17 protein-coding genes are annotated in these 20,204 nt (G+C 70.7%); 3 read left to right on the top strand and 14 right to left on the bottom strand.

The window, feature by feature from the left end; all coding sequences use genetic code 11:
* Positions 1-19: 19 nt before the first annotated feature.
* The 4 genes from QCD66_RS10700 to QCD66_RS10685 all read right to left on the bottom strand — a co-directional run bounded on the left by QCD66_RS10700 (position 20) and on the right by QCD66_RS10685 (position 4,557).
* Positions 20-2,092 carry a glycogen debranching N-terminal domain-containing protein gene (locus QCD66_RS10700; RefSeq protein WP_375734092.1) on the bottom strand — a complete coding sequence of 691 codons (2,073 nt, stop codon included), beginning with the start codon at positions 2,090-2,092 and terminating at the stop codon, positions 20-22.
* Complete coding sequence (locus QCD66_RS10695; RefSeq protein WP_375734091.1) at positions 2,089-2,511, bottom strand: SCP2 sterol-binding domain-containing protein; 423 nt, start codon at positions 2,509-2,511, stop codon at positions 2,089-2,091. Before QCD66_RS10695 ends, QCD66_RS10700 begins: the two co-directional genes overlap by 4 nt.
* A 143-nt stretch (positions 2,512-2,654) precedes the next feature.
* Positions 2,655-3,323: a response regulator transcription factor gene (locus QCD66_RS10690; protein ID WP_357539463.1), complete on the bottom strand. Its 669-nt coding sequence runs from the start codon at positions 3,321-3,323 to the stop codon at positions 2,655-2,657.
* 13 nt (positions 3,324-3,336) lie between these two features.
* Positions 3,337-4,557, bottom strand: coding sequence for a sensor histidine kinase (locus QCD66_RS10685; protein ID WP_375734090.1), 1,221 nt, complete (start codon positions 4,555-4,557; stop codon positions 3,337-3,339).
* Positions 4,558-4,889: 332 nt separating this feature from the next.
* Between QCD66_RS10685 and QCD66_RS10680 the strand changes: the two genes are divergently transcribed.
* Positions 4,890-5,699, top strand: a complete 810-nt coding sequence (locus QCD66_RS10680; RefSeq protein WP_357539467.1) for a metal-dependent hydrolase — start codon at positions 4,890-4,892, stop codon at positions 5,697-5,699.
* A 54-nt stretch (positions 5,700-5,753) separates the two neighbouring features.
* Here QCD66_RS10680 and QCD66_RS10675 read toward each other — a convergent pair whose 3' ends face one another.
* The 7 genes from QCD66_RS10675 to QCD66_RS10645 all read right to left on the bottom strand — a co-directional run bounded on the left by QCD66_RS10675 (position 5,754) and on the right by QCD66_RS10645 (position 13,532).
* Positions 5,754-6,347, bottom strand: a complete 594-nt coding sequence (locus QCD66_RS10675) for an NTP transferase domain-containing protein (protein ID WP_357539678.1) — start codon at positions 6,345-6,347, stop codon at positions 5,754-5,756.
* Between the two features lie 240 nt (positions 6,348-6,587).
* A complete protein-coding gene (locus QCD66_RS10670; RefSeq protein ID WP_375734089.1) occupies positions 6,588-8,300 on the bottom strand; it encodes a bifunctional 3'-5' exonuclease/DNA polymerase in 1,713 nt (570 codons plus the stop codon).
* Between the two features lie 116 nt (positions 8,301-8,416).
* Positions 8,417-9,343 (bottom strand): carbohydrate ABC transporter permease, encoded by a 927-nt coding sequence (locus QCD66_RS10665; RefSeq protein ID WP_364215061.1) that lies wholly within the window; start codon positions 9,341-9,343, stop codon positions 8,417-8,419.
* A gap of 13 nt (positions 9,344-9,356) precedes the next feature.
* A complete protein-coding gene (locus QCD66_RS10660; RefSeq protein ID WP_357539473.1) occupies positions 9,357-10,265 on the bottom strand; it encodes a sugar ABC transporter permease in 909 nt (302 codons plus the stop codon).
* A 16-nt stretch (positions 10,266-10,281) separates the two neighbouring features.
* Positions 10,282-11,715 (bottom strand): N-acetylglucosamine/diacetylchitobiose ABC transporter substrate-binding protein, encoded by a 1,434-nt coding sequence (gene ngcE, locus QCD66_RS10655; protein ID WP_364215065.1) that lies wholly within the window; start codon positions 11,713-11,715, stop codon positions 10,282-10,284.
* Positions 11,716-11,772: 57 nt separating this feature from the next.
* Entirely contained in the window at positions 11,773-12,522 is a 750-nt protein-coding gene (locus QCD66_RS10650) for an SIS domain-containing protein (RefSeq protein ID WP_364215589.1), read from the bottom strand.
* 32 nt (positions 12,523-12,554) lie between these two features.
* Positions 12,555-13,532 (bottom strand): MurR/RpiR family transcriptional regulator, encoded by a 978-nt coding sequence (locus tag QCD66_RS10645; RefSeq protein WP_364215068.1) that lies wholly within the window; start codon positions 13,530-13,532, stop codon positions 12,555-12,557.
* 217 nt (positions 13,533-13,749) lie between these two features.
* On the opposite strand from QCD66_RS10645, the gene QCD66_RS10640 reads away from it, so the two are divergent.
* Positions 13,750-14,760, top strand: coding sequence for an N-acetylglucosamine kinase (locus QCD66_RS10640; protein WP_375734088.1), 1,011 nt, complete (start codon positions 13,750-13,752; stop codon positions 14,758-14,760).
* 72 nt (positions 14,761-14,832) lie between these two features.
* Here the strand turns inward: QCD66_RS10640 and QCD66_RS10635 are convergent, their stop codons facing one another.
* The 3 genes from QCD66_RS10635 to ngcE (QCD66_RS10625) form a co-directional block, all read right to left on the bottom strand.
* Entirely contained in the window at positions 14,833-15,729 is an 897-nt protein-coding gene (locus tag QCD66_RS10635) for a carbohydrate ABC transporter permease (RefSeq protein WP_375734087.1), read from the bottom strand.
* A gap of 22 nt (positions 15,730-15,751) precedes the next feature.
* On the bottom strand, positions 15,752-16,660 hold the full coding sequence (locus QCD66_RS10630) for a sugar ABC transporter permease (protein WP_357539482.1): 909 nt from the start codon (positions 16,658-16,660) through the stop codon (positions 15,752-15,754).
* Between the two features lie 65 nt (positions 16,661-16,725).
* On the bottom strand, positions 16,726-18,141 hold the full coding sequence (gene ngcE / locus QCD66_RS10625) for an N-acetylglucosamine/diacetylchitobiose ABC transporter substrate-binding protein (RefSeq protein WP_357539484.1): 1,416 nt from the start codon (positions 18,139-18,141) through the stop codon (positions 16,726-16,728).
* Here ngcE (QCD66_RS10625) and QCD66_RS10620 point away from each other — a divergent pair.
* Positions 18,057-19,505 (top strand): RNA-guided endonuclease InsQ/TnpB family protein, encoded by a 1,449-nt coding sequence (locus tag QCD66_RS10620; protein ID WP_407567098.1) that lies wholly within the window; start codon positions 18,057-18,059, stop codon positions 19,503-19,505. The two genes, ngcE (QCD66_RS10625) and QCD66_RS10620, sit on opposite strands and share 85 nt — an antisense overlap.
* Positions 19,506-20,204 lie beyond the last annotated feature (699 nt).

Genomic DNA, 20,204 nt, shown 5'->3' with positions numbered 1-20,204 from the left:
ACGCACCGGCGGGGCGGGGTCAGGTGCGGCGGATGGACGTACGGGGTGGCTGCTCGCGCAGCCGGCCACGGGCGAACGCGTCCACCCGCCCCCACCGTCCCGGCAGGTCGAACAGTTCGATGCGCCCCATCCCCTCCGGCAGCGACGGTTCGACGACCAGGTGCTCGCCGTACGGTTCGAGGCCCAGCATGGTGCGTAGCAGCAGCAACGGGGTGCCGGCCGACCAGGCCTGCGGGCTGCACGCGGTCGGGTACTCGACCGGATACTTCGTCAGGCTGCGGTGGTAGCCGGCGAACGCCTCCGGTAGCCGGCCGTCGAAGTACTGCGACGCGTCGATCATGGCCAGGGCGATCCGTCCTGCCTCCTCGCGGAAGCCGTAGCGGGCCAGCCCCGCCGCGATCAGGGAGTTGTCGAACGGCCAGACCGTGCCGACGTGATAGCCGACGGGGTTGTAGGCGCCCTGGTCCTCGGCCAGGGTCCGCACGCCCCAGCCGGAGAACATCCGGGGACCGGTCAGGTGGGCGGCGAGGTGCGGGGCGCGGTCCGGTTCGACGATGCCGCTCCACAGCAGGTGGCCGATGTTCGACGACAGCGAGTCGACGCGCCGGCCGTCCTGGTCCAGGGCCAGCGCGTAGTATTCGCCGTCCTCGACCCAGAAGTCCCGGTTGAAGCGCCGCCGTAGCGCCCCCGCCTCGGTTTCGAGCTGGTCGGCGTAGCCGGGGTCGTTCCAGAACTCGCGGGCCAGTCGCGCCCCGCGCATCTTCGCGTCGTACGCGTATCCCTGTAGTTCGCAGGTGGCGCGGGGGAAGCCGGGCAGGGTGCCGTCGCGGAAGGTGATGGCGTCCCAGGAGTCCTTCCAGCACTGGTTCTCCAGGCCGTTGACGTTGTTGCGCCGCTTGTAGGAGATGTAGCCGTTGCCCATCAGGTCGCCGTACTCGTCGATCCAGCGCAGTGCCGCGCGGGTGTCGTCCTCGAGTTCGCGGACGAGTGCGGCGTCGCCGGTCCAGCGTTCGTACTCGTCGAGCAGCACCACGAACAGCGGGGTGGCGTCGGCGGTGCCGTAGTACGGCGAGTGCGGCTGCTCCTCGAACGCGGCGGACTCGCCGTACCGGTTCTCGTGCAGGATCTTGCCCGGTTCCTCGTCCCTGAAGTCGTCGAGCTTGGCGCCGCGCAGCAGGGCCAGGATGCGCAGGGTCGTGTTGGCCAGCTCCGGGGTGAACGGTAGGGCCTGGTAGCTGGTGATGATGCTGTCGCGGCCGAACAGCGCCATGAACCACGGCAGGCCGGCGGCCGGCACCGCGGCGCCGGGGGTCGTCAGGATCGGGAAGCGCAGCGCCGCCAGGTCGACCATCGTGGTTTCGTACGCCTTGTCCAACTGCTCGGAGTCGCACCGCAGGATCGGTGCCCGGCTCAGCCAGCGTTCGATCTCGGCCTCCATGCCCTGCTGGATCTCGCCGGGCATGTGGTGCACGTTCGGGCGTACGTCCTTCGCGCCGCCGGACCGGGCGATGGTCTCCACGTGTACCTCGGCGACCCAGTCGCCGTGCGGCTTGACGTGTGCGGTGAGGGTCAGCCCGCCCTCGTCGAACTGGGCCGGCCGGTCGACGCTGATCACGGTCTCCCGGCGGAAGGTCTGCCGTTCGTAGATCAGTCGCAGCCGGTCCTCGTTGACGATGGTGGTGATGTGTCCCTTCTTGTGTTGGACGTCCTTGATCTCGAAGATGTCGGCGAAGTCGCAGCCGGCGTCGATGCGGAGGGTGAGGTCGACCGGCTCCTCCTGGTGGTTGAGCACGGTCAGCCGCTCGTCGAAGCTGCCGCCGATGGTCCGCTGCCGGATGACCGAGATCTTGGCGTCGACGTAGTGCGTCGGCTCGCCGGGCACCAGGAAGAACCGCGCCTCGAAGTAGTGCAGGTCGTCGACGGAGAGCGCGTGCAGGCGCTGTCCGTCGACACTGAGCCGCCACAGCGACAGGAAGCGGGTGTCGAGGGAGAACAGCCCGGTCGGCACCGACGGTGAGGGATCGACGTCGCCCCGCCGGTCGCTGACGATGAAGTTGTTGCCGTCCAGGATCTTCACGATGTCTTCGTTCATCGGTTCGGCCTTCCGGCGGCGGCCGTGCGCAGCTCCGCGGTCGCGGGCGGGCGCAGCTCGCGGACCCTGGGCGGGCGCGGGTCGTGGCTGCCGGGCGGGCCGGGCAGCAGCCGTTGGAAATAGAGGAACAGGGTGAGCTGCCCGGTGAAAACGATCTCGTTGCGGAGTACGGCGCCCGCGGCGTTGATCTGCCCGGTGGTCATCCCCTCGAAGGTCCCCCGGTCGGTGATCACCACGCAGTCCGGCTCGCCGCAGATGTGGCGCGAGACGAACACGATGCCGCGCTTGAACGTGACGTTCCAGGCATCCACCTCTTCGTCGTGGTGCAGGTCGAATCGGATCGTGCCGGTGACGTACGACGGCACCTCCCCGGTTTCCCGCTGGCCGAGTTCTTCGAAGAACGCCTCGGTCGCCCCCAACAGTCCGCCTCCCGTACGCTCCGGCGCCACCGACGGCCGCCCACTGCCTTCCCGCCGCAGTGTCGCCGCCGCTCCGGTGGCCCGGCATCACCCCGGCCGGGTGAACCGCCGCCGGCGACAGGCCGTACCGGGGCGGCCCGGAGTCAGGTGAGCCAGCCGGGCCGGACCAGCCCCGCCTCGTACGCGAACACGACCAGCTGCGCCCGGTCCCGCGCACCGAGCTTGATCATCGCCCGGCTGACGTGCGTCTTCGCCGTCGCCGGGCTGACCATCAACCGGCCGGCGATGCCGTCGTTCGACAGCCCCTCGCCGACCAGGGCGACGACCTCCCGCTCCCGGTCGGTGAGCTGGTCGAGGGCGGGCGACGGGACGGCCGGTCGTCGCTGCCGGCCGGCGAACTCGGCGATCACCCGCCGGGTCACCCGCGGCGAGAGCAGCCCGTCACCGGCCGCGACCGCCCGTACACCGCGCAGCAGTTCGACCGGCTCGGTGTCCTTGACCAGGAAGCCGGACGCCCCGACCCGCAGCGCCTCGAAGAGGTACTCGTCCAGCTCGAACGTGGTGAGGATGACGATGCGGGTGGCGCCGAGGCCGGGGTCGGCGACGATCCGGCCGGTCGCCTCCAGCCCGTCGACGCCCGGCATCCGGATGTCCATCAGCACCACGTCGGGCCGGGTCTGCGCGGCGAGCCGGACCGCCTCGGCGCCGTCGGCGGCCTCACCCACGACGGTGATGTCCGGCTCGGCGTCGAGCAGCGCCCGGAATCCGGCCCGGACCAGGGCCTGGTCGTCGGCGAGCAACACCTTGATCACGACATCCACCTACTCACGACTCGTCGCCCGTCGGCAGCCGGGCGTCGACCCGGAACCCGCCCCCGTCCAGCGGCCCGGCGGTCAGCGTGCCGCCCAGGGCCGCCGCCCGGGCCCACATCCCGGCGATGCCGTTGCCGGCCTCGTCGACCGGTGCCGCGGCGCCCCGGCCGTCGTCGTCGACCCGTACGGCGAGGGCGTCGTCGTCGTACCCGATGGTCACCAGGGCGGTCGCGGCCGGGCCGGCGTGCCGGCGCACGTTGGTCAGCGCCTCCTGCACGATCCGGTAGCCGGCCCGGTCCACCTCGGCGGGCAGCGGCCGGGCGGTGCCCCGGACCCGGGTCCGTACGGGGATGCCGGCGTCGGCGGTCAGTTCGGCGAGCCGGTCGAGGGTCGGCGCCGGCGCCCGAGGCGCCGCCTCCTGCTCCGGCCGCAGCACGCCGAGGACGCCGCGTACCTCGCGAAGGGCCTCGGCGCTGGCGGTCCGGATCGCGGTGAGCGCCTCGCGGGCCTGCTCGGGCCGGCTGTCCATCAGGTGCAGACCGACCCCGGCCTGCACGTTGATCAGTGACAGGTGGTGGCCGAGCACGTCGTGCAGTTCCCGGGCGATCCGCAGCCGCTCCTCGCTGGCCTGCCGGCGTTCCTGCTCGGCCCGGGCGCGGGCCTGCTCGACGCGGGTCCGGGTGATCTCGGCGTAGTGCTGGCCCCGGATGCGGGCCGCCTCGGCGAGCACGAACACCACCAGGATCCACAGTGCGACCACGACCGCCTCGTGCACCTCCGGGCGGGCGCTCGCCGGCAGTCCGAGCCGGTTCGCGCAGAACCATCCGATGCCGAGATAGGCGAGGTAGGCGACCTGCACCAGCACCCAGGCGGCGGTGCGGCGGCCGGCCACCACGGCGGTGAACAGGGCGACGGTCGCGGCGAGGAAGAACGGTGCCCGGGGATAGCCGGCCAGTGGGTAGGCAACCGCCACCGCCAGGTTGACGGCGAGTACGGCGGCCGGGAAGCGGTGCCGGGCGATCAGGGCGGCCGGCCCGGCGACCAGCAGCAGGACCCCGGCGACGTCGAGCGGGCGGGCGGCGGGCGGCTCGGCCTTGGCGGCGACGGCGCCGATGACCTGGATCGCCGCGAGCACGCCGGCGAGGATCACGTGCCGGCGCCAGCGCCCGGGAGCAGGCTTCCACGGCGCCTCCTCCACCAGCCAGGGCAGCCACCCGGCGCCGTCGTCCCGCACCTGTCGACGGTATGCCACCGGGGCCGGCACCGGCGTCGGCGCCCCGGCGCGGCGGACGTACGACGCGGGGCGTAGGCCCGCCGCCGGCTACCCCGGGGGGCGTACACGACACGCGCAGCAGCGGTGCCGCCGGTCGCCGCACGGCCGGCGGCGGAGCGGTGGCGGCCGCGGGTCCACCCGACCTGAGCTGCCGCTGCCCCGGGCCGGCCGGGTCGCGCCGGCCCGGCACCGCACCCTTCGAATCCACTGTAGACGGACAGGTGTTTGAACGGTGATCTCGTGTTTGACACAGTGGGGCGCTCGCAGACCAACCCTGGGGAGGGTGCACGACCATGATGGGGCCATCGCACGCGCTTTCGGGCGCCACCGTCTGGCTGGCGGGTTCCTGGGCCCTGCACCAGTTCGCCGACTACGAACAGTCACCGCTGGCCATCGCCGTCGGTACCGCGGTCTGCGCCGGTGCGGCACTCTTCCCCGACCTCGACCTGTCCGGCAAGGTCACCCGCAACCAGGGCGGCGCCACCGTGGCCAAGACCTTCGGGGTGGTCTCGCTCTTCATCGCCGAGGTGGTCGAGAAGATCTCACTCGGCGTCTACCACGCCACCAAGCTCAGCAAGGACCCGCACCGCAACAACGGCCACCGGACCCTGACCCACACCATCCCGTTCACCGTGCTGGTCGGCTGGGGAACGACGGCGCTGTGCGCCGCGTACGGCAAGTGGGCCGTCATCGGCATCCTCTTCTTCATGATCGGCCTGGCGCTGCGCGGCCTGTTCGACGAGTGGGCCAAGCGCGCCGGCTGGGTCATCGTCACCCTCGTGTCGGCCGCCGCCGCCTACTTCACCTTCCTCAACCTGCCCGGCGACCGCGGCTATCCGATGATCGGCCTGGCCGTCGGGGTGGGCTGTTTCGTCCACATCCTCGGCGACATGATCACCCGCAGCGGGGTGCCGATCCTGTGGCCGATCCCGATCAAGCGGCGGATGTGGCGGATGATCAGCCTCCCCGACAAGATCGCCATCAAGGCCGGCAGCAAGGTCGAGACCGTGGTGCTGCGCGGCGTCTTCACCGTCATCTCCCTGCTCGCCGCCGCCGGCCTGATCGCCCCGGCCGTGCTGCGCAGATTCGACATCGAGATCTGAAGATCGGACGGCCGAGGGGGCCGGGCCGCGCACACGCGACCCGGCCCCCCGGCGTCAGTCCCCCTCGCGCTGGGCCGGCACCGTCAACCCCCACGCCTCGACCAGTTCCGGCGAGTCGACCCGCGCACCGTCGGCGATCCCGTCACAGGAGATCTCGACGATGTCGTCCTTGTGCGCCAGCAGGTAGGCCCGCGCGCCGACGTCCGCGTTGGTCAGCGACGCGATGCCCGGCCAGTGCCGCCGCCCGAACAGCATCGGATAGCTGCGCAGGCCCTCGTACGTGGCACAGACCAGCACGTCCGGGTACGGCAGCGCCGCCACCCGCCGTACCGCGTCGGCGGTGACGCCCGGCATGTCCACCGGCACCACCACGACCGCCTCGACGTCGTCGTCGGCCAGCGCGTCCAGCCCCGCCCGCATCGACGAGCCGACCCCGGTCCCCCACTTGCGGTTCACGACCACCTTGGCGCCGGTCAGCCCGGCGGTCTTGCGTACCCGGTGCGCCGCCGCGCCGAGTACCACGACCACCGGCGCACACCCGCCGTCACGTACGGTCTCCAACATCTGGTCCACCAGCGACTTGTCGCCCTGGTGCAACAACGCCTCCGGGCCGCCGATCCGGCGCCCCCCGCCCGCGGCGATTATCAGTCCTGCGGTGCGATTCAGCTACGTCACCTCCACCATCGGTGACCGACCACCCCGCCCGGGACAGCCGGCCGCGCCCGGGAGGTGTATCTGTTCGATCGGGACCGGCTCCGCCGGTCCGGGGACGGCCGCGGCGCTCCACGCCGGGCGACCACCCCCGTGGAACGCACAACGGACCAACGATCCGCCGCGCCCACGGTGTCGCCGCCCGGGCGTGCCGACTTCCGGGCGTACGCGGCGTCGCTACTTCGCGTCGGCGTAGCACTCCACGACGGACAGGTCGAGCGGGAACCGCACCGGGGTGTCGCCGAAGAGCAGCCGGGTGGCCCGGACCCCGGCCGCCCGGACCAGCGCGGCGACCCGGTCGGCGTCCCCCGCCGGGCAGTGCACCAGCACTTCGTCGTGCTGGAAGAACACCAGCCGGGCCGGGGTCGCGGCCAACTCGCCGCGCAGCGTGGCCAGCATCGTCAGCGCCCACTCGGCGGCCGTCGCCTGGATGACGAAGTTGCGGGTGAACCGGCCCCGGGCCCGGTCCGCCGACCGGGGCCGGACCGGGTCGGCCGGTGCGTCGAACGCGTCGAACCCGTCCTCGTCGCGGATCACCACCGACGCCGGCGGGCAGGTACGCCCCAGCCACGACCGGACCAGCCCGCCGGCCTCCCCGGTCCGGGCCGCCGACTCGACGTGGTCGTAGGCCAGCGGATAACTGCGCCGCAGTACGGCGAGCGCCGGAGCCGCCATGCCGCCGGTCTGGCCGTACATGGCGCCGAGCAGGGCCAGCTTCGCCTTCGCCCGGTCACCGCCGAACGAGTCGTGGGCCAGGGCCGCGTAGAGGTCGGCGGCCTGCCCGGCGGCGGCCAGCCGGGCGTCGCCGGAGACCGCGGCGAGCACCCTCGGCTCCAACTGGCCGGCGTCGGCGACCACGAGGCGCCAGCCGGGATCGGCGCGCACGGCCCGCCGGACCACCTTCGGGATCTGCAGGGCACCGCCGCCCCGGGTGGCCCAACGGCCGGAGACGACCCCGCCCGGCACGTATTCGGGGCGGAACCGACCGTCGCGCACCCAGGTGTCGCACCACGCCCAGCCGTGCGCGGTCCAGATCCGGTACAGCTCCTTGAACTCCAGCAGCAGCGGCACGGCCGGGTGGTCGACGCCGCGCAGCACCCAGGCCCGGGTGTTCGGCACGTCGATGCCGGCGCGGGCGAAGGCGCGCAGCACCTCGGCCGGCGACTCGGCGTGCAACTGCCGTACGCCGAACGCGTCGGCGATCCGCGCGTTCAGCTCGACCAGCCGGCGGGGCGGCCCACCGACCCGGGACGGTTCGCCGAGCAGTTCCACCAGCAGTTCGTCGTGTACGTCGGCCCGCCACGGCAGGCCGTCGGCGCCCATCTCGGCGGCGATCAGGGCACCGGCCGACTCGGCGGCGACCAGCAGCCGGAACCGGCCGGGCGAGTCGGTGCCGGCGATCCGGCGCCGCTGGTCGGCGTACACGTCGGTCAGGGCCCGGAGCTGGTCGGAGCCGGGCGTGGCCGGTGGTGCGGCGGCGGTCTCGAACAGGGTGCCCTGCAGGTCGCCGGGCGGTGCGGCGGGCCGGGGCGGCGGGTCGGGCGGCACCGGCGCCCCGGTGATCCGGGCCAGGGCGGCGGGCAGGGCGCGCGGCTCGCCCCAGCGGCCGGCGTGGCCGAGCAGCAGCGCCTCGGTCAGCTCGACGTCGTGGCAGCGGTCGACGCGGATGCCGGCGTGCAGCAGCGGTGGGTAGGCGGTCGCGGTCGACGGCCACAGCCACCGGGGCCGGTGCCGTTTCTCCAGGTCGGCGACTGCGGCGGCGAGGTCGGTGACGGTTTCCGGCGCCCCGTCGGGCCGCCCGGCGTGGTCGAGCCGGAGCAGCCGCCCAGCCCTGACGGCCCCGACGCCGGGTCCGGCGTCGGGGCCGTCGGGTACGACCGCCACCAGCATGGCCTCATTGTGCCGCCCACCTGCGACAACTCTCGCCATCCCGGGCTCTCGCGATCTTGCGGTTATCTCCCCTGTTCGTCGGATTTGTCGGGCGACAAGTGCAAGATCGCGGGGAACTACTTGACGGCGCCGGCGGTGAGGCCGGACTGGATCTGGCGTTGGAAGATGGCGTATATGATGATCATCGGCAGGATCGCCATGGTCAGCGCGGCGAACAGGCCGCCCCAGTCGGCGTTGAAGCCGGCCGAGGTGTTGATGTTGGCGATGCCCTGGGTCAGCACCCACTTGTCCTCGACATCGGTGCCGGGAATGATCGCCAGCGGCAGGATGTACTGGTTCCACTGCCCGATGATGTTGAAGATGGTGATGCTGATCAGGCCCGGCTTCGCCATCGGCATCATCACCCGGAAGAACAGCCGGGTATGCGAGCAGCCGTCGATCATCGCCGCCTCGGCCACCGAGTTCGGCAACGTCTTGAAGAACGCCGCCAGGAAGAACACCGTGAACGGCAGCGAATACGAGATGTAGACCAGGATCAGCCCGGTGTGGGTGTTGAACAGGCCCAGGTTGCGGACCACGAAGAACAGCGGCACCAGGGCCAGGAACACCGGGAACGCCAGCCCCGAGACGAACAGGTAGTAGATCGCCCGGTTGCCGAAGAACTTGTAACGGGCCAGGACGTACGCGGCCATCGAACCGAGCAGCATCGTGCCGAAGGTGCTCACCCCGACGACGAAGACGCTGTTCAGGAAGTACTGGCCGACGTGCGCCTCTTCCCAGGCGCGGGCCCAGTTCTCGAACCGCAGCGCACCCGGCAGCGACCAGGCGTTGCCGAAGATCTCTTCGTTGTTCTTGAACGACGCGAGGAAGGTCCACAGCAGCGGCAGGATCACCAGCGCCGCCCACACCACCAGGAAGATGTGTCCGACCGAGGACAGCAGGCCGACCTCGCGTTTGGTGCCCTCCCGGCCGTGCCGCCGCGCCCCCCGGGACGGAGGCGGGGCGGGCTGGACCGGGGCGGGTTTGTCAGTACCGATGGTCATCGTCCGACCTCCCTCACATCTCGACGGATTCGCGCCGGCTGACCCGCAGGCTCAGCGCGGCGAAGGTGAGCGTCAGGAAGAACAGCGCGACGCCCATCGCCGAGGCGTAGCCGTACTTCGAGAAGACGAACGCGTTCCGGTAGATCTCGGCGCCGAGCACCGTGGTCGACCCGTCCGGGCCGCCCTGGTCGACCGAGAGCGTCCAGACGATCGCGAACGCGTCGAACGCCATGATGCCCAGATAGACCCAGGCGACCTGGAGCGTGTCCCACAGCAGCGGGATGGTGACCCGGAAGAACAGGCCGACCCGGGAGGCGCCGTCGAGCATCGCCGCCTCGTAGATGTCCTTCGGGATCGACGCCATCCCGGCGGAGAACAGTACGACGTAGAAGCCGACGGCCTGCCAGACCAGCACCCCGATGATCGACCACAGGGCGATGTCGGGATTGATCAGGAAGCCGAGCGGTTCCATGCCGAGGCCGCCGAGCAGACCGTTGATCAGACCCGACTCGTCGGCGCGGTACACCGCCTGGAACAGCACACCGAGGATGGCCACGGCCAGGACCTGGGGGAGGAAGAACACCACCCGGTAGAACTTCGACCCCCGGACCCCGACCATGACCCCCTGCTTCGCCCCGCCGCCGACGTTCAGCATGAACGCCAGGAACAGGGCGATCGCGATCGTGAGCAGCGGCAGGGCAAGCAGCAGAACGCCGTGGTGCTGCAACGCCTTCCAGAAAACGTCGTCCTGGAACAGACGCTCGAAGTTTTCGAACCCGACGAACTGTCCCGGCGACAGGCCGCGCCAGTTGGTCGCCGCCATGTAGAACGCCTGCGCGTACGGCGCGATGACGAAAACGACGTACAGCGTCACGGGTGCCAGAAGGAACCCTATGACGAACGGGTACTTGCCGTGCCGCATGACCCCGGTACTCCGATCAGCGCGAGAACTTCGTGATGGACGAGTCGGACTTGATGGCGTCCGCCTTCTTCTGCATCCGCTCGACGAACTGCGTGGCGTTCTCCCGCCCGAACATCAGGGCGTTGGTCGCGGTACGCAGCTCGGTGTCCAGCTCCTTGTACCAGTCCGGGAACCGGTAGTTGAAGGCGTCCTGCGCGGACGCGGACAGCGCGGCGCTGGCGCTGGTCAGGCCGGGCGTCAGCGGGATGCCGTCGGACGAGCCCGCGACCGCGGTCAGCGACTTGTTGAGCTCGATGAAGCCCTTGGTGCCGGCCTTCGACAGCATCTGGCGCATGTACTCCATGCCGCCGCGCGGGTTCTTGCCCTTGGCGGCGACGAAGTAGCCCTCACCGGGGGCCGCGTACACCGCGGTCCCCGGCAGCTTGTCCGCCGAGGTCGCCGACGGGATCGGCATCACCGCGTAGTTGAAGCCGTCCGGCGTCGACTGGGTCTGCTCGGCCTCCAGCCACGAACCGCTGGGGTAGAACGCCACCTTGCCCTGGTTCTGCTGAAGCTGCACCTCGGTGTGGATCAGACCCTCGTGGCTCTTGTCCATGTACTTGGCGCCGATCTCCGCCCACAGTTCGGCGGCCTGCTTGACCGGCTCGGCCGTCCACGCGCCGTCCTGCAGGTTGTCGATGTTCTTCAGGACGTCCGGTCCACCGATCTTCGCGGCCGTCGACAGGATCACCAGGTACTGGTAGTACGGGGCGTTCTTGCCGGCGTACGAGTACGGCGTGATGCCGGCGGCCTTGATGGTGTCCAGCAGCGCGGTGAACTCCGCCCAGGTCTTCGGCGGCGCCCAGCCCTTCTCCTTGAACAGCTTGTCGGAGTACCACAGGCCGTACACGGTGAAGACGTAGAAGAGCACGAACGGCTTGCCGTTGTAGACGCCCTGCTCGACGGTGCCGGCGATCAGGGTGTCGCGGACCTTCTTGGCCGGGTCGTCGACCGACGGGGCGTCGAACAGTTCGGTCAGGTCCTGCATCTGGCCGTCCTGCACCAGCGCGCCGAAGTCCATGAACTTGGTGCCGGAGTTGTTCACGAAGTCCGGCGGGTTGCCGCCGGCGAACCGCGGCTGGAGCGTGGTCGCGATCTCCTGCGTCGCCGAGTGCTTGATCTCGGCCTCGGGGAACTTCGTCTTGTACAGCGGCTGGTGCACGTCGGTGGCGTACTTCTCGCCGTAGCCACCGTTGAAGATCACGATCTCCAGCGGCGCCTTCGGGTCGACACCGAGCGGGTTCTCGGCGGTCTTCTCGCCCTCCGCCTGCTCCTGGGGCTCGTCGCCACCGCTGCCGACACAGGCGCTGAGCAGGCCGGCGGCCGGCGTGGCGAGCAGGCCGACCGTGGCGGCCCGGCGCAGAACCGTGCGCCGGGTGAGGTCCGACGTGTTGTCGGGGGTTGCGGACATGTCTCGCTCCTCGGATCGGTTACGTCGCGTCGAATTCGAGTTATCGGATGGCACGGGTCAGGCGGTGCGCCGGATACGTCCGGCGTACCGCGACTCGAGCGCGGTGTTGTGTTCGTCCCCGCCGGGGACGTTCGCGGAGAGGTAGATCGGGGGTACCTCACCGGCTACTTGGAACCGTCGTACGACCTCTGCGGTCAGCAGCTGCGCGAGCAGCGCCGCGGTGACCGAGGAGACCGCACAGACCGCGCCGCCGCTGGTCAGCGGCAGCAGTGCGTCGCCGTACGGCGCGCCGTTGTCCAGCACGACGTCGGCGATGTCGGCGAGCCGCTGGCCGGACGGGTGCCGTGGTGCGACCCGCGCGGTGTGCTCGACGGAGGTGACCGCGACCAGGTGGTGGCCGCGGGCCTTGACCAGCGTCGCCAGCTCGACGACCGAGCCGTTGATGCCGGACTGGGACGCCACCACGAACACGTCACGCGGCTGTGGCGCCGCGAGCGCGTAGATCTGGTGGGCGATTGCGGGGTCGCGTTCGAGCTTGGGGTCGCCGAGCACGTCCCGGGAGGCGTCGCCGTGCAACACCAGGTCGCGTAGCGACAGCTGGTTGGTGGGCACCAGCCCGCCGGCCCGGGCGACGAGTTCGGCGGCGAACGCCTCGGAGTGGCCGGCGCCGAACGCCTGGAGCACACCGCCTTCGCGCAGGCTCCCGGCGATCAGGTCGGCGGCCCGGGCGATGCCGGCGGCCTCGGAGTCGAGCAGCCGGTCGAGAACCGGCCGTACGGCGTCCGCGTACCCCTGCATGCTGACCACGTGGCCCCTCTCGCTGCGCTCGTCAAGCCCGGTCACGCCGCACCCCCGTCCTTGGCGGCCTTGTGACCGTCGACGGCCTGGGCGGTGCGCTGGAACGCCGCGTGCGCCACGTCGTGGGTACGCTGCGCCACCGCGATGTAGAGCAGGTCGAGCACCACCAGTTGCGGGTGCCGGGCGGAGAGCGCGTCGGGCCGGAAGGTGGTCGCCTGGGTGGCGGTCACCAGCACGATGTCGGCCAGCTCGGCCAGCGGCGAGCGCGGGAAGCTGGTCAGCGCGACCGTGGTGGCGCCGTGGCTGCCGGCCTCGGCGAGCATCTCGATCGTCTCCCGGGTCTGTCCACTGTGGGAGATCCCGACGGCGACGTCACCGGCCCGCTGGAGGGCGGCGCTGGCCAGTCCGTTGTGCACGTCGGTCCAGGCCCAGGCCGCCACACCGATGCGGTGCAGGCTGAACTGCAGTTCCTCGCCGACCAGCGCGCTACCGCTGGCGCCGAAGATGTTGACCCGCTGCGCGCCGGCGATGGCGTCGGCGGCGCGCTCGACCTCGGCCAGGTCGAGCAGCGCGGCGGTGTCGTGCATGGCCCGGGTGTCGGCCGCCATGATCTGGTCGAGCACCCGGTCGAGCGGGTCGCCGGGCTGGATCTCCCGGCCGATGTCGATGCTCCAGCCGGCGGAGCGGGCCCGGCCGGTCTCGGCGGCGATGCCGAGCCGCAGTTCGGCGTACCCCTCGTAGCCCAGCGCGCGGCAGAAGCGGGTGACCGTGGCGGGCGAGGTGCCGCTGCGTTCGGCCAGTTCGACGATGGTCGCCCGGGCGGCGGCGTCGGGGTCGCTGAGCACCTGGTCGGCGACCCGCAGCAGGGCGCCGGTGAACTCGGGCAACCGGGCCCGTACGCGCAGCAGGGCACCGTCGTCGGCGACCGACAGCGACGGGGGTGCGGCGGGCCGGCGGCTGCCCGCGGAGGAGTCGACCACGGCGGTCACCGCGGCGACGTCCACCTCGCGTTCAGCCATGCCTTCGCCTTTCGGAAAGGAGTGTTAACTGTTAGTGGTAAAAGTTCTTACTAAAGGCCCCTCCCTGTCAAGGCCATGGGTGAAGTTTTCAAACTGTTACCTCGGCCCGGCACTGATTGCCGGACCCCGGGGTTGCCCGCGACCGCCGCGCCGCGCAGCATGGACGCCGCAGATCCGACGGCTCCATCGACTTCATCGGCAGAGGCGGCCAGGGTTCATGAGCGAATCCCTCGTGGTGGGGCTCGACATCGGCGGCACCTCCACCCGCGCGCTGGTCGCGACCACCACCGGCACCGTCCTCGGCCGGGGCCGCGCCGGCGGCGGCAACCCCACCACGCACGGCGCCGACGCCGCCGCCGGCGAACTGCGGCTCGCCCTCACCGCCGCCCTCGCCCCGGTCGACCCCGGCCGGGTCAGCGCCGCCGCCATGGGGCTCGCCGGCGCCGGCCGGCTACTCGCCGACCCGGTCGCCCGCGCCGCCTTCGACCGGGTCTGGGACCAGGTCGGCCTGCGCTGCGGGTACGACGTCACCGGCGACGCCCTCGCCGCGTACGCCTCCGGCACCCCGCACCCCGACGGCAGCATCGTCATCGCCGGCACCGGGGCCATCGCCGGCGAGATCCGCGACCTCACCCTGCACCGGGTCGCCGACGGCCACGGCTGGCTGCTCGGCGACGCCGGCTCCGGATTCTGGCTCGGCCGGGAAGCCGTACGGCGCACCCTCGCGGCGATCGAAACCGGTCAGCCACGGTCTGGCCTACCCGACCTGGTGATGACCGAACTGCTCGGCGACCCGGCCACCGGCGGCGGTCCCCGCGCCGGACCGGCCCGGCGCACCGTCGACGCCCTCGTCCAGGCCGTCACCGCCCGCCCACCGATCGCCCTGGCCGCCCTCGCCCCGCTCGTCGTCCGCGCCGCGCGCGCCGACGACCCCGTCGCCGCCGACGTCATCGCCACGGCCGCCCGCCTGCTGGCCGGCAGCGTCGGCCGGATCCGCGGCGACGGCGACCGCGGCCCCATCGTGCTCGGCGGCGGGCTGCTGACCGGGGACACGCCGCTCTCGGCCGCGCTCGGCGACGCGCTGCGCGAACGGTGGCCGGCCGCTCCCCTGGTGACCGCCGGGGACGGCGCGGCCGGCGCGGCGTGGCTGGCCGCCCGGACCCTGCCCGACGTCACCGACCCGGCCGCCCTGCACCACCGCCTGCTCGGAGCTGGCGTTCTGCCGTGATCGTCTGCTGTTCCGCCGTTGCCCACACGGCGTGTCGACCGCCTGATCAGCAGACGATCACGACGACGCGGATCACTTCAGCTGGCCGGCCGTCAGTCCGCTCTGGATCTGGCGCTGGAAGGCGATGTAGACGACCAGGACCGGGAGCATCGCGAGGGTGAGGCCGGCGAACAGGCCGCTGTAGTCGCCCTCGTAACCCTGGTTGATCGCGAGCGCCGCCAGCCCCTGCGCCAGCACCCACTTCGACTCGTCGCCCTGCATCAGCACCTGGGGCAGGATGAACTGGTTCCAGTGACTGAGGAAGTTGAAGATCGCGATGCTGATCAGCCCCGGCCGCGCCATCGGCAGCATCACCCGGAAGAACAGCCGGAAGTGGCCGCAGCCGTCGATCAGCGCGGCCTCGGCGACCGAGGTCGGCAGCGTACGGAAGAACGCGGTCAGGAAGAACACGGTGAACGGCAGCGAGTACGCGGCGTACACCAGGACCAGGCCGGTCCAGGTGCCGAACAGCCCGGCGTTGCGGACGACGAAGAACAACGGCACCAGGGCCAGGAACACCGGGAACATCATCCCGCCGACGAACAGGTAGTAGGCGAGCTGCCGGCCGCGGAACTCGTAGCGGGCGAAGACGTACGCGGCGGTGGCGCCGAAGAACATCGTCAGGGTCAGCGAGCCGGCGACGACGATCGCGCTGTTGAGGAAGTACTGGCCGATGTTCGCCTCGGTCCAGGCCCGGGCCCAGTTCTCCAGGCGCAGCGCGGACGGCAGCCCCCACGGGTCGCCGAGGATCTCCGCGTCGCTCTTGAACGAGCTGACCAGCACCCACAGCAGCGGGAACGCGGTCAGCAGTCCCCACAGCAGCAGGAAGCCGTGCGAGAAGGCGTTGGCGACGCCGGTCTCGCGGCGCGGGGCCGGATCGCTCTCGCGGACCTTCGCCACATCGGAGGTAGACCGATCAAGAACGGTCACGGGGTCGCCTCGCAACGCTCGCTCATGAGTATTCGATCCGATCACGCCGGGCGGCGCGCAGGGCCAGCACCGCCACCGAGAGGGTCAGGAAGAACATGACGACACCGATCGCGGAGGCATACCCGAACTTGGTCTCACTACCGAAGGCGGTGTCGTACATCCGCAGGCCGATCACGTCGGACGAGAAATTCGGTCCGCCGTTGGTCATCAACTGCACCAGGATGAACCCGTCGAGGGCGGCGATGGCCAGATAGATCCAGGCGACCTGGACGGTGTCCCACAGCAACGGAATGGTGACCTTGAACAGGGTCACGAACCGCGACGCCCCGTCGAGCATGACCGCCTCGTAGATGTCGCGCGGGATGGCCTGCATGGCGGCGCCGAACAGCACCACGTAGAAGCCGACGTTGCTCCAGATCAGCACGGCGAGCACGCACCAGAACGCGAAGCGCGGGTCGCCGAGCCAGGTCGGCCCGGTTATGCCGAACGTCCCGAGGGTGGCGTTCAGCAGGCCGTTGTTGGGGTGGTAGACCTCCCGCCAGATGATCGCGATGATCACCACGGACAACACCTGCGGGAAGAAGTAGACCAGCCGGTAGGCGGCGGTACCGGTCACCCCGACCACACCGGCCCGGCCGCGCCGGCCACCCATGTTGAGCATGGTGGCGAAGAACAGGCCCAGCCCGATCGTCACCAGCGGCAGCACCAGGAGCAGGACCGCGTTGTTCTTGATCGCGTTCCAGACGTAGCCGTCGCGCAGCAGCGTGGCGAAGTTCTCCAGCCCGACGAAGTCGGCCTCCGCGGAGTAGCCGAGCCAGTTGGTGGTCGAGATCTGGAACGCCTGCAGGTACGGCGACAGCACGAAGATGCCGTAGAGCAGCAGCGGCGGCACCAGGAAGGTGACGATCAGCGGATACTTGCCATGTCTCACGGAGATTCTTCCTGCCCACGGAGGCCGACGCGGGACCGGCGGACGGTCCCGCGTCGGCGTGGCTGCTAGGCCCGCTTGTACTTGGTGATCGAACTGTCGGCGGCGATCTCGTCCGCGCCCTTCTGGCACTGGTCGAGGAACTCGGCCGGTCCGATCCGTCCACTGAAGAACTCGCCGCAGGCGGCGTCGACGAGATTGCGCTCCAGCTTGCGGTAGTACGAGGGGTAGACCCAGTTGAAGCCGTTGGTCGCGGACGCGTCGAGCGCCTTGACGACGCTGGTCAGCCCGGGCGGCAGTTCGACGCCCTCGGTGCTGCCGGCCACCACGGTCAGGCTGGAGACCTTGCGGGTGAAGTCCTGGGCACCCTTCATCGACAGCATGACCCGCAGGTACTCCAGGCCGCCGGCGACGTTCTTGCCCTTGGCCGGCACCACGAACGGCTCGCCGGCGGTGCCGCGGATCGCCTCGTACGGCAACTTGTCCCCGGCGCCGAGGCTCGGCGTCGGGGCGACGGCCATGTCGAAGCCCTCCGGGGTGACCTTCTTCTGCTCGCTCTCCAGCCAGGAGCCGCAGGAGATGAAGGCGGCCTGCCCCTGGCACCAGGCGGTCTGCGACTGCACGTGGTCCAGGCCGGGTGAGCCGGCGAGGATGTAGCCGTCCTTGACGATCTGGTGCCAGGCGTCGGCGGCGGTCCTCATCGCGTCGGACTTCCACGCGTTGGGTTCGAGGTTGTCGATCGCGGTGGCGACCTCGGGTCCGCCGAACTTGATGGCCGTGGAGATCACCGGCCAGCTCATGTAGCGGGGGTGCTTGCCGGCGTACGTCCACGGGGCGATGCCGGCGGCCTTGATCTGCCGGCAGAGCGCGATGTGGTCGTCCCAGGTCTTCGCGTCGGTCCAGCCCCGGTCGGCGAACAGCTTGGCGGAGTGCCAGATGCCGTACACGGTGTAGGTGTAGTTCATGACCAGGAACCGGCCGTCGTAGGAGCCGACCTCGACGGCGCCGGGCAGCAGGGTGTCGCGGACGGTCTTGCCCGGGATGTCGAGGCTGGGCGCGTCGAGCACCTCGCCGAGGTCGGCGAGCGCGTCCTGCGAGACCAGACCGTTGAAGTCGATCTGGCCGGCGCCGGAGTTGTTCACCACGTCGGGCGGGGTGCCGTCGACGAAGCGGGGTTGCAGGGTCTTGCTGATCTCCGGGGTGGCGGAGTGGGTGATCTTCGCCTGGGGGTGCTTCTCGTTGTACATCGCCTGGTGGGCCTTGGCGTACTCCTCGCCGAAGCCGCCGTTGAAGATGACGACCTCGAGCGGGGCGTCCGTCTTGACGCCGAGCGGGTTGTCGGCCGTCTTCTCGGCCCGGTTGGCGTCGCCGCCGTCACCGTCGTCACCGCCGCCGCCGAGTGCGCAGCCGCCGAGCAGGGCGGCGGCGGGGGTGGCGAGTACGCCGGCGGCGGCGACGCGACCCAGAATGTCACGCCTTTTCATCGGAATCCTTCCGTGGCTACTCCGGCCTTCAGGCCGGGGAGGAAACGAAACCCCTGTGGGGCAGGGCAGGAAAAACGGGTTCGCCGTCGGGGCGAGCGGGCGTCCGCCCACACGCCACCGCGAGGTCCAATGTCTGGTCTGCTAACTTGCGAGCCGTGACCAGAAGGGGAGTGAAGCGGGCGTTCAAGTACCGCTTCTACCCGACCCCCGAGCAGGCCGGCGAACTTGCCCGCACGTTCGGGTGTGTCCGGCTGGTCTACAACATGGCGTTGGGGGCCCGCACCGAGGCATGGACGCTGCGCCGGGAACGGATCAACTACAACACCACCTCGGCCCTGCTCACCGGATGGAAGAAGAGTGGGGAACTGGCGTTCCTCAACGAGGTCTCGTCCGTACCGTTGCAGCAGGCGCTGCGACACCTGCAGGCCGCGTTCACCAACTTCTGGGCCAGGCGCGCCAGATACCCGACGTTCAAGAGCAGGAAACGCTCGCGGCGGTCGGCGGAGTACACCACCAGCGCGTTCCGCTGGCGCGACGGCCGGCTCACTCTGGCGAAGATGACCGACTCCCTCGATATCGTGTGGTCGCGTCCGCTGCCCGAAGGTGCGTCGCCGTCCACGGTCACGGTCAGCCAGGACGCGGCCGGCCGCTGGTTCGTGTCGCTGCTGTGCGACGACGTGATCGAGACCGCCCCGGCCTCGGGCGCGGTCGGGATCGACGCCGGCCTCGACAGCCTGCTCACCCTGTCCACAGGGGAGAAGATCGTCAACCCCCGGCACGAACGCCGGGACCGGGCCGCGCTCACCCGTGCCCAGCGGAACCTCGCCAGGAAGGAGAAAGACTCCGCGAACCGGGCGAAGGCCCGTACCAAGGTCGCCCGCATCCACGCCCGCATCGCCGATCGGCGCCGAGACTACCTGCACAAACTGACCACTCGACTCGTTCGCGAAAACCAAACGATCGTGATCGAGGACCTGACCGTACGCAACATGCTCGCAAATCACCATCTGGCCCGCGCCATCAGCGACGCGGCGTGGCGGCAGTTCCGCACCCTGCTCGAATACAAAGCCGACTGGCACGGCCGGAACCTGGTCGTCGTGGACCGCTGGTTTCCGTCCTCCAGGCTGTGCTCGACGTGCGGTGCGCTCGCTGAGCGGATGCCGCTGAACGTCCGGTCGTGGATTTGCCGATGCGGCACAGCCCAGGACCGCGACGTCAACGCGGCCCGCAACGTTCTCGCGGAGGGGCTCTCCGTGATTGCCTGTGGAGGCGGTGTAAGACCTCAACGAGAGTCCTCTCGGACGGGGCGGTCGTCGGCGAGACAGGAAAACCCGAGGGCGACCAAGGGAATCCCCGTCCTTTAGGGCAGGGAGGATGTCAAGGTCTCTCCTCGGATCACGGAGGGCGTTGCAGACCTTCGACCGGCACTTTCCACCCCTGGTGCTTGTCTTCACGTAATCCGGCGTTCCTGAAGAATTCTTACGACATCGATCGGTGGACGGCAAGCCCCCAACCCCGAACCGTTACGATCCTCGACCATCCCGCCCTGGCGTCCTCCCGTTAAGGACGGCCGGCCCCGATGCGTCCCGAGCAGCGGACCGTCCCGGTCGCACCCGCAGCTCGGCGGGTCTGGCGAGAGCGCAAACGCGGGACCCACCGTTGGACCGGCTCGTTACGGTGTCAGGCACGCTGTCGGACGCTGCGCCCGTCGAGGAGGACGAATGGCCGCCGGACCGTACAAGACGGAAACCACCACCGCCGACTGGCTCAACGAGCTGCGTACCCGGGGCGACGATCTCACCCGGACCCGCGACTGGGCGGGCATCCATGCCTACCGCGGCGAACTGCGGCGCGATGTCGTTTTCTGGACCCACATGTGGGGGCCGTGGTGCGCCGTCGCCGCACACCGGATCGGCGACCCGGGCGCGTACGCCCTGCTCGACGAGGTGATCGACGGCGGCTTCCGGCAACCGGAGGTGCTTTTCGGCGAGCTCGAAGCCGCGTTCGGCGGCGACCCCGACTGGCCCCGGCCGCTGGAGGCTCGCCGCCCCCGCGCCGCCACC

It is taken from the genome of Polymorphospora sp. A560 (assembly GCF_045781765.1).
Taxonomy (GTDB): domain Bacteria; phylum Actinomycetota; class Actinomycetes; order Mycobacteriales; family Micromonosporaceae; genus Polymorphospora; species Polymorphospora lycopeni.
The sequence above is the reverse complement of the archived record's forward strand: the minus strand, read 5'-3'. Positions and strand labels throughout refer to the sequence as shown.